This is a genomic window from Amycolatopsis sp. NPDC023774 (assembly GCF_040639695.1).
Classification (GTDB): domain Bacteria; phylum Actinomycetota; class Actinomycetes; order Mycobacteriales; family Pseudonocardiaceae; genus Amycolatopsis.
This window is the reverse complement of the sequence record NZ_JBFAAJ010000002.1, coordinates 386772-400301: the sequence shown is the minus strand read 5'-3', so window position 1 is coordinate 400301 and position 13530 is coordinate 386772. Positions and strand designations below refer to the sequence as shown.

13 protein-coding genes are annotated in these 13530 nt (G+C 71.6%); 6 read left to right on the top strand and 7 right to left on the bottom strand.

Translation table 11 applies throughout. The annotated features are described in order from the left end of the window. The first annotated feature begins 102 nt into the window (after positions 1-102). From AB0F91_RS07925 to AB0F91_RS07900, 6 genes are all read left to right on the top strand, one after another. Positions 103-1119, top strand: coding sequence for a helix-turn-helix domain-containing protein (locus AB0F91_RS07925; protein ID WP_360595776.1), 1017 nt, complete (start codon positions 103-105; stop codon positions 1117-1119). Positions 1120-1201: 82 nt separating this feature from the next. After that, positions 1202-1531, top strand: coding sequence for an antibiotic biosynthesis monooxygenase (locus AB0F91_RS07920; RefSeq protein WP_360595774.1), 330 nt, complete (start codon positions 1202-1204; stop codon positions 1529-1531). Positions 1532-1568: 37 nt separating this feature from the next. Continuing rightward, the gene (locus tag AB0F91_RS07915) at positions 1569-2504 is read left to right on the top strand and encodes a polysaccharide deacetylase family protein (RefSeq protein ID WP_360595773.1); all 936 of its coding nucleotides are present in this window, start codon (positions 1569-1571) and stop codon (positions 2502-2504) included. Positions 2505-2540: 36 nt separating this feature from the next. Further along, entirely contained in the window at positions 2541-3398 is an 858-nt protein-coding gene (locus AB0F91_RS07910; protein WP_360595772.1) for an alpha/beta hydrolase, read from the top strand. A 66-nt stretch (positions 3399-3464) separates the two neighbouring features. Further along, positions 3465-3794: a hypothetical protein gene (locus AB0F91_RS07905; RefSeq protein ID WP_360595770.1), complete on the top strand. Its 330-nt coding sequence runs from the start codon at positions 3465-3467 to the stop codon at positions 3792-3794. Positions 3795-3831: 37 nt separating this feature from the next. Next, positions 3832-4806 (top strand): zinc-dependent alcohol dehydrogenase family protein, encoded by a 975-nt coding sequence (locus tag AB0F91_RS07900; protein WP_360595769.1) that lies wholly within the window; start codon positions 3832-3834, stop codon positions 4804-4806. A gap of 75 nt (positions 4807-4881) precedes the next feature. Here the strand turns inward: AB0F91_RS07900 and hpnH are convergent, their stop codons facing one another. The 7 genes from hpnH to hpnC are packed head-to-tail and all read right to left on the bottom strand — an operon-like array spanning position 4882 to position 13397. Further along, the gene (gene hpnH / locus AB0F91_RS07895) at positions 4882-5883 is read right to left on the bottom strand and encodes an adenosyl-hopene transferase HpnH (protein WP_360595767.1); all 1002 of its coding nucleotides are present in this window, start codon (positions 5881-5883) and stop codon (positions 4882-4884) included. Positions 5884-5886: 3 nt separating this feature from the next. Further along, complete coding sequence (gene ispH, locus AB0F91_RS07890) at positions 5887-7353, bottom strand: 4-hydroxy-3-methylbut-2-enyl diphosphate reductase (RefSeq protein ID WP_360595765.1); 1467 nt, start codon at positions 7351-7353, stop codon at positions 5887-5889. Then, the gene (gene shc / locus AB0F91_RS07885) at positions 7350-9272 is read right to left on the bottom strand and encodes a squalene--hopene cyclase (protein WP_360595763.1); all 1923 of its coding nucleotides are present in this window, start codon (positions 9270-9272) and stop codon (positions 7350-7352) included. The genes ispH and shc overlap by 4 nt, the downstream gene beginning before the upstream one ends. Next, a complete protein-coding gene (locus AB0F91_RS07880; protein ID WP_360595761.1) occupies positions 9273-10322 on the bottom strand; it encodes a polyprenyl synthetase family protein in 1050 nt (349 codons plus the stop codon). It lies immediately after the preceding gene. Then, entirely contained in the window at positions 10319-11671 is a 1353-nt protein-coding gene (hpnE, locus tag AB0F91_RS07875) for a hydroxysqualene dehydroxylase HpnE (protein WP_360595759.1), read from the bottom strand. The genes AB0F91_RS07880 and hpnE overlap by 4 nt, the downstream gene beginning before the upstream one ends. Next, on the bottom strand, positions 11668-12525 hold the full coding sequence (hpnD, locus tag AB0F91_RS07870) for a presqualene diphosphate synthase HpnD (RefSeq protein ID WP_360595757.1): 858 nt from the start codon (positions 12523-12525) through the stop codon (positions 11668-11670). The genes hpnE and hpnD overlap by 4 nt, the downstream gene beginning before the upstream one ends. Then, a complete protein-coding gene (hpnC, locus tag AB0F91_RS07865) occupies positions 12522-13397 on the bottom strand; it encodes a squalene synthase HpnC (protein WP_360595755.1) in 876 nt (291 codons plus the stop codon). Before hpnC ends, hpnD begins: the two co-directional genes overlap by 4 nt. Between the last annotated feature and the right edge of the window lie 133 nt (positions 13398-13530).

Below are 13530 nucleotides of genomic sequence, written 5' to 3'. Positions count from 1 at the left end.
GCCGCGCGCGTTCGTGAACGCCGTGCTCGAAGCGGTCCGGCTGTGACCCCGCTCGGCGGCGGGGCCCCGGCTTCCTGGGCATCCGCCGGATCAGGAGCAGTGATGCACCCCGCGAAGACGCCCGTCACCTCGCGCGGCCGCGCCAAGCACGTGATCGCGGTGCTGGTGGTGCCCGATTCCGTTGCGCTGGAGGTCACGGTGGTGCACCAGGTGTTCGGGCCGCGGATGGCGGTGATCGCCGAGCTGACCGGCGAGGCCGACAGCGTGTACGAGGTGGTGCTCTGCGGTGAGGAGCGTCGCCAGGTCTTGCCTTCGGGCGTGGACTTCGGGGAGCTCGCGCCGCTGGAGACGCTGCTGACGGCCGACACGGTGATGGTGCCGGGCGTCGAGGATCCGCTGGCGGAGCGGCCGCGGTCCGTGGTGAGGGCGTTGCGGGGCGCGGCGGCGGCGGGCGCGCGCATGGTGTCCTTCTGCGGCGGGGCGTTCCTGCTGGCGCGGGCCGGGCTGCTGGACGGGCGCCGGGCCACCACGCACTGGCTGTTCACCGAGGAGTTCCGCCGGGAGTTCCCGCAGGTAGAGCTGGAGCCCGGCTGTCTGTACGTGGACGACGGTCCGGTGCACACGTCGGGCGGGATCTTCTCGGCGACCGACCTCGCGTTGCACTTGCTGGCCGAGGATCGGGGCCAGGCCTATGCCGGCGACGTCGGGCGGTTGCTGGTGACGGCGCCGCGGCGCCCGGGCGGGCAGGCGCAGTTCGTGAAGGACTCGATCCGGATCGCGGGGCAGCCGGCGCTCGGGTCGTTCCTGCCGTGGCTGCGGGAGCACCTGCACGAGCCGCTGACGCTGGCCGGGCTGGCGTCGCAGGTGCACCTGAGCGAGCGGAGCCTGGTGCGGAAGTTCCGCCGGGCCACGGGGTTGACGGTGTTCGACTGGATCAACCGCGAGCGCGTGGCGGCCGCCAAGGTGCTGCTGGAGACGACGGACCACCGGATCTCGGAGATCGCCGCGATGGTGGGGTTCGGGTCCGCGGAGACGCTGCGTCGGCACTTCGAACGCCAGGTCGGCACCACGGCGGGCAGCTACCGGGCCACGTTTCGCGCCGCTCCGGCCGCTTCGTGACGAACCCGGTGCCGGGTGAGGCTGGCGGAATCCGAGCGATCTGCACGCTCCCCGCCGATCAGCGTCGAACAGCCGGGCCACGGTGGCCCGGACGAGGAAGAAAACCACGCCGGCGTACGGATTTTTCGTCGAGTTCGAAGCGAAGCCCGAGAAGGAGGGCGACCTGGTGCGGTTCCTGACCGACGCGAAGTCCCTTGTGGACGCCGAACCGGGCACCCCGGTGTGGTTCGGCTTCCGGCTCGGGCCGTCGTCGTTCCGGATCTTCGACGCGTTCGAGACGGAGGAGGACCGCGAAGCCCACCTCCAGGGCGAGGTGCGCAGGCAGCTCGAGCTGCGCGGCGAGGAGCTTTTCGCCGTGCCGCCGAAGATCACACCGGTGGGCCTGCCGGCCGCGAAGCTCGCGCCGCACTGACCCTGCCGGGACGCGGCCGCCGTGCGACGCTGGGGTCGTGCCTGAACCTCGAGAACCGGCCACCGCGTCGCCGCGTGACTTCGTCGGCTACGGCCGGTACCCGCCGCGCGTACGCTGGCCCGGCGATGCCAAGGTCGTGGTGAACGTCGTCGTCAACTACGAGGAGGGGGCCGAGTACTCGATCCCCGACGGCGACGGCCGCAACGACGGCTGGGGCGAATACGCGTACGAGGTGGGACCCGAGGTGCGTGACCTCGGCACCGAGACGCACTACGAGTTCGGCAGCCGGGTCGGCATCTGGCGGCTGGCGCGGATCTTCGACCGGTACTCGGTGCCGGTGAGCGTCGGCGCGTGCGCGGTGGCGCTGGAGCGCAACCCGGCCGTCGCGGAGTGGATCCGCGAACGCGGCCACGACGTGATCGGCCACGGCTACCGCTGGCTCGACTACGCGCGCATGTCCGTCGACGAGGAGCGCGACCACCTGCACCGCGCGATCGCGTCACTGGAGCGGACGACGGGGCAGCGGCCGCGCGGGTGGTACGTGCGGTCGTTCCCGAGTGAGCACACGCTCGACCTGCTCGTGGACGAGGGCGGGTTTCTCTACGATTCGGATCCGTGCAATGACGAGCTGCCGTACTTTTCGGAGCGCGGGCTGTTGATCGTGCCGTATTCCAAGGTGTACAACGACACGCGCTATCTGCTGAGCCCGACCTACGGCTCGCCGGCGCAGTTCTTCGAGAGCCTGCGGCTCGCGCTCGACTACCTGTGCGAGGAAGCCGACGACGGCTTCGGGGCGCGGATGATGACCGTGGGACTGCACCCGAGGTGGAGCGGTCAGGCGGGGCGCGCGGCGGCCGTGCGGGATTTCGTCCGGTACGCCACGGAGCAGCCGGGTGTCCGCTTCCTGCGGCGGCTCGACATCGCGCGGTGGTGGTCGGACCACCACCGCGAGTGGGCGCCGATCGGCCCGTGACTGTCCACAGTGGCCCTCGGTCGTTACGGTGTCGTCATGGTGGGTGACGCGAGGACTGTGTCGGTGCCGGTCGAGGGCGGCGCGCTGGCCGTGGAGGTGGTGGGCGCGGCCTCGGCGCCGGTGCTCGCCGTCCACGGGGTGACGAGCAACCGCCGGCTGTGGAACTGGCTGAGGGCCGAGGCACCGGACCTTTCGCTGGTCATGCCGGACCTGCGGGGGCGCGCGGGCAGCTTCGCGGTCGCCGGCCCGTCTTCGTTGCGGCAGCACGCTTCGGACCTGGTGCGGGTGCTCGACGCGCTGGGGCACCCGGTCGTCGACGTGTGCGGGATGTCGATGGGCGGGTTCGTCGCCGTGGAGCTGGCCACGCGCCGGCCGGACCGCGTGCGCGGGCTCGTGCTGGTCGACGGCGGGCTCCCCATGGCCGTGCCGCCGGGCCTCACGCCCGAGACGGTGCCCGCCGCGTTCGCGCCTCAGCTGGAGCGGGTCTCGCGGCGCTGGGCGGACGTCGACGAGTACCTGGCCTATTTCACGCGCACCAACCCGTTGCTCGACGCCGCCGACCCGCTCCTGCGCGACTGTCTCGACCACGACTTGTCCGAGGGCCGCGTGTACCTCAGCCGCGAAGCCGTACTGGCCGACGCGACCGACGTGTTCTTCGGCGAGTCGCGCTGGCGGGAGATCGCCGTGCCGACCGAGCTGGTGTGCGCGGAGTGGAGCTCGGGGACGGGCACACCGCCCGCGTACAGCGACGAAGTCCTTTCCGGTTTCCGCGCTGCCCTGCCCTCCCTGCGCCGCCCCCGGCGCATCACCGGCGCCGACCACGCGGCCACGATCATGACCCACTCGGGCGCTGCGGTCGTCGGTGCCGCGCTGCACGATCTGCTGGCCCGATAGAACCGTTCTTCGGTCGGGTGCGTCTCCTGCGCTTGACAATTATGACGTGTGTCATAACCTCCGGAGGTGGCCGATCCTTGGTTCTTCCCCTGCCAGTCACCCGACGTCCACCTCGCCGGCACCATCCTCGACGGCGTGCTCCGCGGCGCGGAAGCAGTGAAGACGCACGTCCGCGGCTACACCATCTTCGGCACCGGCACGTTCCACTTCGACGAACGCGGTGAGAGCGACGAGATCGTGGTGAACCACCGCTCGCTGGTGGCGGCGTTGGTCCTGGCGGGGCCGGCCGCGGGTGAGGTTGCGCCGGGGTTGGCGGTTTCCGCGGGCGAGCCGGGTTCGGCCGGTTTCGAGAGTGGTGCTGCGCCCGGTGACCCGCCCTCTGCGGGCGCGCACTGATCCGTTCCGCTGCCGCCTTCCTGAAAGGACTGCCCCGATGGCCCGCCTCCTCTTGACCGAGTTCGGCGACCCCGTCACCTCCGTCCGCCTCGACGACGCGCCGGCTCCGGCGCCCGGGCCGGACGACGTCGTGGTCGAGATGCTCGCCGCCCCGCTCAACCCCGCGGACTTCCTGCTGATGCGCGGCCTCTACGGCGTCCGCCCGGCGCTGCCCGCGCCCCTCGGCGCGGAGGGCTTGGGCCGGGTCGTGGCGGGCGATGCCGAACTGGTGGGCAAGCGCGTGCTGATCCTGCCGACCATGGAGCAGGGCCTGTGGGCGGACGAAGTGGTGCTCCCGCGGCGAAACGTGCTGCCGGTCCGGGAGGACGTCGACGTGCTCCAGCGGTCGATGCTCGCCGTCAACCCCGCCACGGCCTACCAGCTGCTCCGCCTGCACGGCCGGCTCGAGCCCGGTTCGTGGATCGCGCAGACAGCCGCGAACTCCGCCATGGGTCGCTACCTCATCACCCTGGCTCGGCGCGCCGGCCTGCGCACCTTGAACGTCGTCCGCCGCCCCGAGGCCGCCGCCGAAGTCCTCTCCGCGGGCGGCGACCAGGCCGTCGTCTCCGACCACAACCTCCGTGCCTCCCTCAAATCCGCCCTCGCCGGCGAGCGGCTGTCCCTGATCCTCGACGCCACCGGCGGCCCGGTCATCAAGGACCTCACCCGCGCCCTCGAAGACGGCGGCACCGTCGTCACCTACGCCTTCCCCGAAGGCGCCCCCCGGGTGTCCCCGGCCGACCTCGTGTTCCGCGGCATCACCCTCACGGGCTTCTGGCTGATGAACTGGCTGCGCACCGCCACGGCCGACGAGGTGACCACCTTGTACTCCGACTTGGCCGACCTGGTGGCCACCGGCGAGCTGACCGCACCGGTCGAGGCGACGTATCGGCTGGAGGACTACGAGGCAGCCTTCGCTCACTCCCTGACGCCTGGTCGGCGGGGCAAAGTCCTGTTCACCTTCGGGGGGTGAAGGCCGGCATCTCCATGCGCGCAAGAAGAAAGCCGCAAGTCCCGAAAGACCTGCGGCTTTCCCGAGCGGCAATCCTCAGTGCCCCACAGCCGCCCGCACCGACTCCTTCAGGGAGCCCAGCGTGGCGATCACCGCGGTCGGCTCGTAACCGCAGTGGGCCATGCAGTTGTCGCAGCGCGGGTCCTTGCCGCGGCCGAAGGCGTCCCAGTCGGTTTCCTCGATGAGTTCCTTGTAGGTCTTGGCGTAGCCGTCGTCGAGGAGGTAGCACGGGCGCTGCCAGCCGAGCAGCGAGTAGGACGGGATGCCCCACGGAGTGCACTCCAGGTCGCGCTTGCCTTCCAGGAAGTCGAGGAACACGGGCGAGTGGTTGAGGCGCCAGCGTTTGCGGTTGCCGCCGCCGAAGGCCTTCGCGAAGAGCTCGCGCGTCTGCTGCACGCCGAGCCAGTGTTCCTGGTCCGGTGCCTTCTCGTAGGCGTACGCCGGCGAGATCTGCATGTTGTCGACACCCAGGTCGTTGAGGTAGTCGAGCACGTCGACCACGTCCTGCGCTGTGTCCCCGTTGAAGAACGTCGTGTTCGTCATCACCCGGAAGCCCTTTTCCTTGGCGAGCTTGATCGCCTCGACGGCCGCGGCGAACCCGCCCTCCTTGCGCACCGACGTGTCGTGGCGCTCTTCGAGCCCGTCGATGTGCACCATCCACGCGAAGTTGGGGTGGGGCTTGAACTTGTGGATGTGCTTGTGCAGCAGTAGGGCGTTGGTGCAGAGGAACACGATCTTGCGGCGGTCGAGCAGCTGCCGCACGATCTCGTCGATCTTCGGGTGCATCAGCGGCTCACCCCCGGCGATGGACACCATCGGCGCGCCGCTCTCCTCGATGGCGCCCACGGCCTGCTCCACCGGCATCCGCTGCTTGAGCAGGGTGTGCGGTTGCTCGATCTTGCCGCAGCCGGCGCACTTGAGGTTGCAGGCGAACAGCGGCTCAAGCTCCACCAGCAGCGGGAACTTTTCCTTGCGCAGCAGCTTCTGCTTCATCAGATAACCGCCCAGTCGCACGGACTGACGCAACGGCATGGCCATGGCTCAGAGCACCTCCCGAGGTAGGGTGAAAGTGATTTCTTCCTCCGTCAGCCGGTTTTCGGCGACGGTGACCGGCCCGAGCCCGCCCAGGCCCGCCACGACCTCGTCCACGAGGTGCGGCGGCGCCGAAGCGCCCGCGGTGAGGCCGATCCGGCCTGCGCCCGCCAGGCGGCGCAGGTCGATGTCCGAAACTCCGTCGACCAGCACGGCCGGCGTGCCCTCGCGCTCCGCGACTTCCACGAGCCGGCGCGAGTTGGACGAGTTGGCCGAACCCACCACCAGCACGAGGTCGACCTCGCGCGCGATCGCCCGCAGCGCCTGCTGCCGGTTGGTGGTGGCGTAGCAGATGTCGTCCTTGCGCGGCGCGGACAACCCGGGGAACCGCTCGCGCAACACGGACGCGATCTCCTCGGCCTCGTCGAGCGCCAGCGTGGTCTGCATGGTGTACGAGACCCCGCCGGTGGCGGTCACGGTGCGGGCCGCCGCGACGTCCTCCACCACCACGACCGAACCGGGAGCCTCCCCGACGGTCCCTTCCACTTCTTCGTGCTCGGCGTGCCCGATGAGGAACACCGTGTCGCCGCGCCCGCTGTAGCGGCGCACCTCGTTGTGCACCTTCGTCACGAGCGGGCACGTCGCGTCGATCACCGACAGGCCGCGCTCCGCCGCGTCGCGCCGCACCGCCGGGGTCACGCCGTGCGCGGCGAACACGAGCGTCGCGCCCTGCGGCACTTCCTCGACCTCGTCGACGAACACCGCGCCGCGCTCCTGAAGTTGCCGCACCACGTGGGTGTTGTGCACGATCTGGCGCCGCACGTACACCGGCGCGCCGTGCTTGGCCAACGCCCGGTCCACGATGTCGATCGCCCGCTCCACGCCGGCACAGAATGATCGCGGGCTCGCCATCAGCAGCTGCCGCGGCCCCGTCGCCGCCGCCCACGCTGTGAGCGCGGGCACGGCCGCACGGAGGCTGCGCAGCCCGGCCAGGCCGTGGAAAACGGTGGCGGGCCGGGCCAGCGGCGCTCCGACGGTGTCCACTATGGAGCGTATGACGGCGAACGGCTGCCCGGACGCGGCCAGCCGGTGTGACTCCATGTCGACCGCCAGCGCACCCGAGGAGGCCAGCTCGCCGCGTTCCCGTTCCCCGACCACGTGGTCCACCCCGAGCACCGGTCCGAGGTGGACGGTCAACCCGAGCCGCCGCAACGCACCGGCCAGCAGCGCAGCGGTCGGCACCGCGACCACCCCGTCGGGCCCGCGCACCTCGTCGGCCACCACCACGTCACCCGGCCGCACGTGGGCAGCCAGCCCGCCGCCGATCCCGGCGACGAGTCGAGGTCCCTCGGGCATCCGGGCCGCGGTGGCCGCCGCCCGTCGCGGGCCCAGGCCCGTGCGCACCACCGGCAGGCCGGCCGCGCGCAAGGCGGCCCGCTCGATTCGCAGCGGCGCGCACAGCACGGCCGGTCTCACGAGTCGCTCCGCACGTACCGGCCCAGCGCCGACAGCGGGAACACCACGCGGTAGAGGTGATAGGACAAGTAGAAGTCGCCGGGGAAGCCGGTGCCGGTGTGGAAGTCCTCGTCCCAGCCACCGTCTTCGCGCTGTTGCTCGCACAGCCAGGCCACGCCCTGGGTCGTCGCGGCCGAGTCCCGCTCGCCGGCGGCGAGCAGCGCGAGCAGCGACCACGCCGTCTGCGACGGCGTCGACTCGCCGCGGCCCGACCACTTCCCCGGGTCGTCGTAGGAGCGCAGGTCCTCGCCCCACCCGCCGTCGGGGTTCTGGTGCTCGGTCAGGTACCGCACGGCGCGGCGGATCCGGACGTCGGACGCGGGCACGCCGGCGAGGACCAGCGCGGGCACGACCGCGCCCGTGCCGTAGACGTAGTTCGCGCCCCACCGGCCGAACCACGAACCGTCGGCCTCCTGGTTGTCCAGCAGCCACTTCACACCGCGGCGGCATTCGATCGTGTGCGCCTTGCCCTCGGCCGCGAGCATTTCCACGACGTGCGCGGTGACGTCCGCCGACGGCGGGTCGATCACGGCGCCGAAGTCGCAGAACGGCAGCTTCGTGGCGAGCACCTGCGTGTTGTCCGCGTCGAACGCGCCCCACCCGCCGTCGCTGGACTGCATGCCCTCGAGCCACTTCACGCTGCGGTCGATCGCCCCGCGGATGCGCAGGTGGTCCGGCCGGCCCATGCGCCGCAGCGCCAGCACGACCTCGGCGGTGTCGTCGGTGTCCGGGTAGCCGTCGTTGGCGAACTCGAACGCGAACCCGCCCGGCGCCAGTGTTGGGCGGCGCACCATCCAGTCGCCCGGCACGGTGATCTCCTCGCCCAGCATCCACTCCGTCGCGCGGACCAGTGTCTCGTCGCCGGGGGAGACGCCCGCGTCGAGCAGCGCGGTCATCGCGAGCGCCGTGTCCCACACCGGCGACTGGCAGGCTTCGAGCCGGCGCACCCAGCCCTGCTCGGTCTCCTCGCGGATGGTGAAGCTCTCGAGCCCTTCGAGGCCGGCCTTGAGCGCGGGGTGGTCGAGCGGGTAGCCGAGCAGGTGCAGCGCGAGGATCGAGTACACCCACGGCGGCTGGATGCCGCCCCACGAACCGTCGGATTCCTGACGCGCGAGGATCCACTCGGCGGCCTGGCGCATCGCGACCTTGCGCACCGGGTTGAACGGCAGCTTCGCATACGTGTGCAGTGCAGTGTCGAGGTTCTGGAACACCCCGTCCCACGTCCACGGCGCCGCGGACTTCTTCGGGCTCTTGCCGACGCGCAACTCGGCCACGTCGAACGGCAGCCGCCGCTTCGGCCGCAGCGTGCCGACGATCGTGAGCGGCACGATGGTCTGGCGCGCCCAGCACGCGAAGTCGTAGACGTTGAGCGGAAACCACGACGGGAGGAAGATCAACTCGGGTGGCAGGTTCGGCAGATCGTCCCACGACCACTGGCCGAACATCGCGAGCCAGATCCGCGTGAACACACGCGTGCTCTCCAGGCCGCCGTTCGCGCGGATCCAGCCGGCCGCCTCGACAAGCCACGGCGCGTCGGCCGGGTCACCCGCCAGCCGCAGGGCGACCCACGCCTCCACCGTGGTCGACAGGTCGGCCGGGCCGCCGGGGAAATTGGCCCACGTGCCGTCGTCGCGCTGCTGGGAACGGATCCAGCGCGCCGACTCGGCTTTCTGCTGCTCGGTGAGGATGCCGAGGAACTGGCGCAACAGCAGGTCTTCGGCGTCCATCGTGACGTTGGTGGCGAGCTCGCCCTTCCACCAGCCCGCCGCGTTCTGCTCACCGCGCAGGAACTCGACGCCGGCGGCGAGGGTTTCTTCCGGGGTACGCGATCGTTCGCGCGGAGCGTCCGAAGTGGACGTCCCGGGGACGGTCTGCGTCATTCACGCCTCCCTGTGGACGATGAAGCGGGCGATGCCGATGAGCTCTTCGCGCGGCCCGGTGGGAATCGTCGACAGCGCGCGCTCGGCCGCCTCGATGCGGCGGGCGGCCTCGGTCGTGGCCCACTCGCGGCCGCCGGCCGACTCCACGAGCGCGGCGACGCGCGCCAGCTCGGCCTCGTCGGCCGCGCTGCCGGTTTCCCCGCCCGCGAGCCACTCCGCGAGCTCCCGGCCCTTCGCGCCGCCGTGGGTGATCGCATAGGTGACAGGGAGCGACTTCTTGCGCGCCCGCAGGTCGGAGTACACGGGCTTGCCGGTCACGGCCGCGTCGCCCCAGATGCCGAGGACGTCGTCCACGAGCTGGAACGCGAGCCCCACTTCTTCGCCGAACACCGCGAGGGCGTCGACGGTCTCGGCGGGCGCGCCGGCGAGCACGGCGCCGATCGCGGCGCTGCAGGACAGCAGCGCGCCGGTCTTGCCGCCGGCCATGGTGACACACTCGGGCAGCGTGACGTCGTCACGCTGTTCGAACTGGACGTCGAGCACCTGGCCGTGGATGAGCCGGCGGGTGGTCTCCGACAGCAGCCGCGCGGCGGGGATCGCGTGCGGGGAACCGCTGTCCAGCACCACTTCCTGCGCGAGCGCGAGCATGGCGTCGCCGGTCAGGATGGCGGCCGGCGCGCCCCACAGCGCCCAGACGGTGGGGCGGTGGCGGCGTTCGGTGTCGCCGTCCATGAGGTCGTCGTGGACGAGCGAGAAGTTGTGCACCAGTTCGACGGCGACGGCTCCGGGCACGCCGGTCTCGGCGGACGCGCCGGCGGCCAGGGCCGAGAGCACCGCGAGCGCGGACCGCACGGCCTTGCCGCCGTTGCCGCTCACCGGCGTGCCGTCTGCGTCGGTCCACCCGAGGTGGTACGCGCTGAGGGCGCGGCTGGTCTCGTCCAGCCGGTCGACGGCCTCGCGCAGCGCCGGCTGCACGGTGTCACGGGTGCGGCCGAGTGCGGCCGGCACCGCAGAGGCCGCCTCGGCGGCGGGTCGCATGGTGGCGGTCATGCTCCGACTCCCTCCTTCTCCTCGTGCACGTTCTTCTCGAGAAGGGCGGTCGCCGCGGCCGCACCGCTGCGGGCAGCGCCCTCCATCGTCGCGGGCCAGCCGGTGGCGGTCCACGCCCCGGCCAGGTAGAGCCCGGCCGCGGACGTCTCCGCGGCAGGGCGCAGCGACGCCGTGCCCGGGCCGGGCCGGAACGTCGCGTGCCGTTCCCGGGTCACGAAGAAATCCACCACCTGCGCGTCGCGAGCTTCGGGCAGCAGCCCGGTGAGCTCCGGCAGCAGGCGCTCGCGCAACGTCGCGGTCGGCAGGTCGATCAGGTCGTCGGCGGCCGAGAGCGACATCGCGAGGTACTGCCCCGACTCGAGGCCCGACTGCCGCGTGCGGTCGAAGACCCATTGCACGTGCGTGCGCACGCCGGCCACGAACGGCTCGTCCAGCACGTGCCGGTCGAGCACCACGTGGACGTTCACGATCGGCGAGCTGCCCAGCCCGCCCGACCACCCGGGCGGCAACGGAATCGCGCCGCGCGGCGCGAGTTTCTCCGTGACGGGCGGGGGAGCGGCGAGCACGACCTGGCCGAACGTGGCCTCGCCGTCGTCGGTGCGCACGCGCCAGCCGCCGGCCGTCTCCTCGATGCCGCGCACCTTCGCGCCGGTCCGCACGTCGGCACCGGCCGTGGTCAACGCGTCGAGCGCCGCGTCTCCGTGCAGCTCGCGCAACGGCACGAGCGACCAGCCGATGTCGGCCGCGGCCGGGTCGGTGAGCAGACCCTCCTGGAACACCGTGGCGGCCAGGGAAAGCGACGCTTCGTCGGCCGTCGCGTTGAGCGTCGCGACCCCGACGAGGTCCCACAGCGCCTCGATCGCGGCCGCGCTCTGCCCGTGGCGGCGCAGCCATTCGCCGAACGACTGCCGGTCCGTGCGGTCGTCAGCCGGGTCCACGCGGCGCAATGCCAGCGCTGCCAACGCGAAGCGCGCGCGGTCGAGCGGGCGCAGCGGGTCGTAGCGAAGCAGGGACGCGGCCAGGTGCAGCGGCGCGGGCAGGTCGCCGCGGCGCAGCCACGTCGACTCCGTCGACCCCGGCGTGCGGATCGGGATCTCCAGGCGCGGCTGCAGCATCACACGGTCGGCGACGCCGAGGCGATCCAGCAGCGCGCGGTAGGCGGTGCAGCAGCGCAGGAACACGTGCTGGCCGTTGTCCACGTGCAGCTCGCCGCGCGTGAACGAGTGCGTGAGCCCGCCCAGGTGCGGCCGGGCCTCGAACAACGTCACCGGGCGCCCGGCGTCGGCGCAGTGCAGCGCGGTGGTGATGCCCGCGAGCCCGCCGCCGACGACCGCGACCTCGGCGGTCATCGGCCGATCCCCGTGAGCGCCCGAACCGCGACCACCGCCTTTTCCCGGCCGGACAGGGAGAGCCGGCGGTCGAACACGAGTGAAGGCTGCTGGTCGATGCGGTCGAGCAGCGTGCGGTAGATCCCGGACATCGCCGTGCAGCACGCGGCGCTGCGGCGGTCGAGCGAGGGCACGAGCTTCAGCCCGCGGGCGTACCAGTCTCGGGCGCGCGCGGCGCTGAAGTGGACCAGTGCGGTCAGCCCGCCGCCGTCGTCGGCCAATCGGCCGTCCTCGCCGACCTTGAGCTCCACTCCGAACTTGTCGAGGTCCTCCTTGGGCAGGTACACGCGTCCGTTGAGGAGGTCTTCGCGGATGTCGCGCAGGATGTTGGTCTGCTGCAACGCGATCCCGAGCTCGTCGGCATACGTCGGTGCCTCGGGCTCCGGCTTGCTTCCGAACACGCCGAGGCACAGTCGCCCGACCGAACCGGCGACGCAGCGGCAGTACTCCACGAGGTCCTCGAACCGCACGTATTCGCGGCCGGTCACGTCCATCTCCACGCCGTCGAGCAGCTCCTCGAACGCGCCGAGCGGGATCGGGTAGCGCCGGGCCGCGTCGGCGACCGCGACGTACACCGGGTCGGTGCTGGCGGACAGGTCGCCGAGCGACTTGCGGATGTCGGCCAGGCCCTGCAGCTTCGCCTCGGGCACGAGGTCGCCGTCGCCGATGTCGTCGACGATCCGGGCCAGTGCGTAGACCGCGCACAACGCCGAGCGCTTGTCGGGCGGCAATAGCCGGATCCCGTAGTAGAAGTTGCGCGCCTGCTCCTTGGTGACCAGCGCGCAGTGCTCGTACGCCTCTTCGACCGTGCTCATTCCGACCGCCTCCCCGTCCTGGGCTCGCCCACCTGCAGCCACACGAGCCACGCCAGCACATCCGCTTTGCCCGGCTTGGCCTGCGTGGCGAGCACGTCTCCGTTCGTCTTCCGCAGCGCGTCGACGGTCGCCAGCCCGCCGGCCACGAACCCGCTCACGGCCAGCCGGCCCCAGCCGCGCAAGAGCCCGACCAGACCAGCGCCGCTGCCCAGGAGGGCCGCGGCGCGGTCGATCTCGAAGCGCATCAGCTCTCTCAGCGGGCGCGACGCTCGTGCCGCGCCCAGTTCGTCCTCCGCGACCCCATACGCATCGAGATCCTCCTGCGGCAGGTAGATCCGCCCGTTGCCGTGGTCCTCGGCCACGTCCTGCCAGTGCTCCAGCAGCTGCAGCGCGGTGCACACGCGATCCGAGAGGTCTTCGGCCTCGGGGTCGTGCACGTCGAACAGCCGCAGCACGATCCGGCCCACCGGGTCGGCGGAGAGGCGACAGTATGCGCGCAGGTCCTCGTACGTCGCGTACCGCGTCACATGCTGGTCCTGCAGGTTGGCCTCGACCAGCCGGCGGAACGGTTCGAGCTCCACCCGCCCCGCGCGCATCGCCGGCACCAGGCCGCGGATCACGGGGTCGGTGGGTTCGGCGCCGTCGAAGGCGGCGGCGAGCTGGTCGCCGAACACATTCAGCAGCGCGATGCGGTCACCTTCGGCCTCGTCGCCGAGGTCGTCGATCGTGCGCGCGACGGCGTAGACGGCCTGCAGATCCGACCGCAGCCGCCGGGGCAGCACTCGGAGCGCGACCGGGAAGTTCTCCGCGTGCCGCTTCTCCCGCAGACCGTCCGTGTCCGCTGCGTGACCGCCAGGTGAAGTCGATCTCATTGAACACAGTCTGACTCGCACTTATGGGCGGCTTCTGCAACCGGAAGAAGAATTTTGCTGGCTTCGACTTGGCACGAGCGGACAAAGTGGGGTCAGGATAAGGCGAACCGACCCCGTAGACCTGCTACCTGCT

What these genes read in the sequence shown, in the direction of transcription:
- AB0F91_RS07925 (WP_360595776.1), top strand. Translation starts at nt 103, where the DNA reads ATGCACCCCGCGAAGACGCCCGTCACCTCGCGCGGCCGCGCCAAGCAC.
- AB0F91_RS07910 (WP_360595772.1), top strand. Translation starts at nt 2,541, where the DNA reads ATGGTGGGTGACGCGAGGACTGTGTCGGTGCCGGTCGAGGGCGGCGCG.
- AB0F91_RS07900 (WP_360595769.1), top strand. Translation starts at nt 3,832, where the DNA reads ATGGCCCGCCTCCTCTTGACCGAGTTCGGCGACCCCGTCACCTCCGTC.
- hpnH (WP_360595767.1), bottom strand. Translation starts at nt 5,883, where the DNA reads ATGGCCATGCCGTTGCGTCAGTCCGTGCGACTGGGCGGTTATCTGATG.
- shc (WP_360595763.1), bottom strand. Translation starts at nt 9,272, where the DNA reads ATGACGCAGACCGTCCCCGGGACGTCCACTTCGGACGCTCCGCGCGAA.
- AB0F91_RS07880 (WP_360595761.1), bottom strand. Translation starts at nt 10,322, where the DNA reads ATGACCGCCACCATGCGACCCGCCGCCGAGGCGGCCTCTGCGGTGCCG.
- hpnE (WP_360595759.1), bottom strand. Translation starts at nt 11,671, where the DNA reads ATGACCGCCGAGGTCGCGGTCGTCGGCGGCGGGCTCGCGGGCATCACC.
- hpnD (WP_360595757.1), bottom strand. Translation starts at nt 12,525, where the DNA reads ATGAGCACGGTCGAAGAGGCGTACGAGCACTGCGCGCTGGTCACCAAG.
- hpnC (WP_360595755.1), bottom strand. Translation starts at nt 13,397, where the DNA reads ATGAGATCGACTTCACCTGGCGGTCACGCAGCGGACACGGACGGTCTG.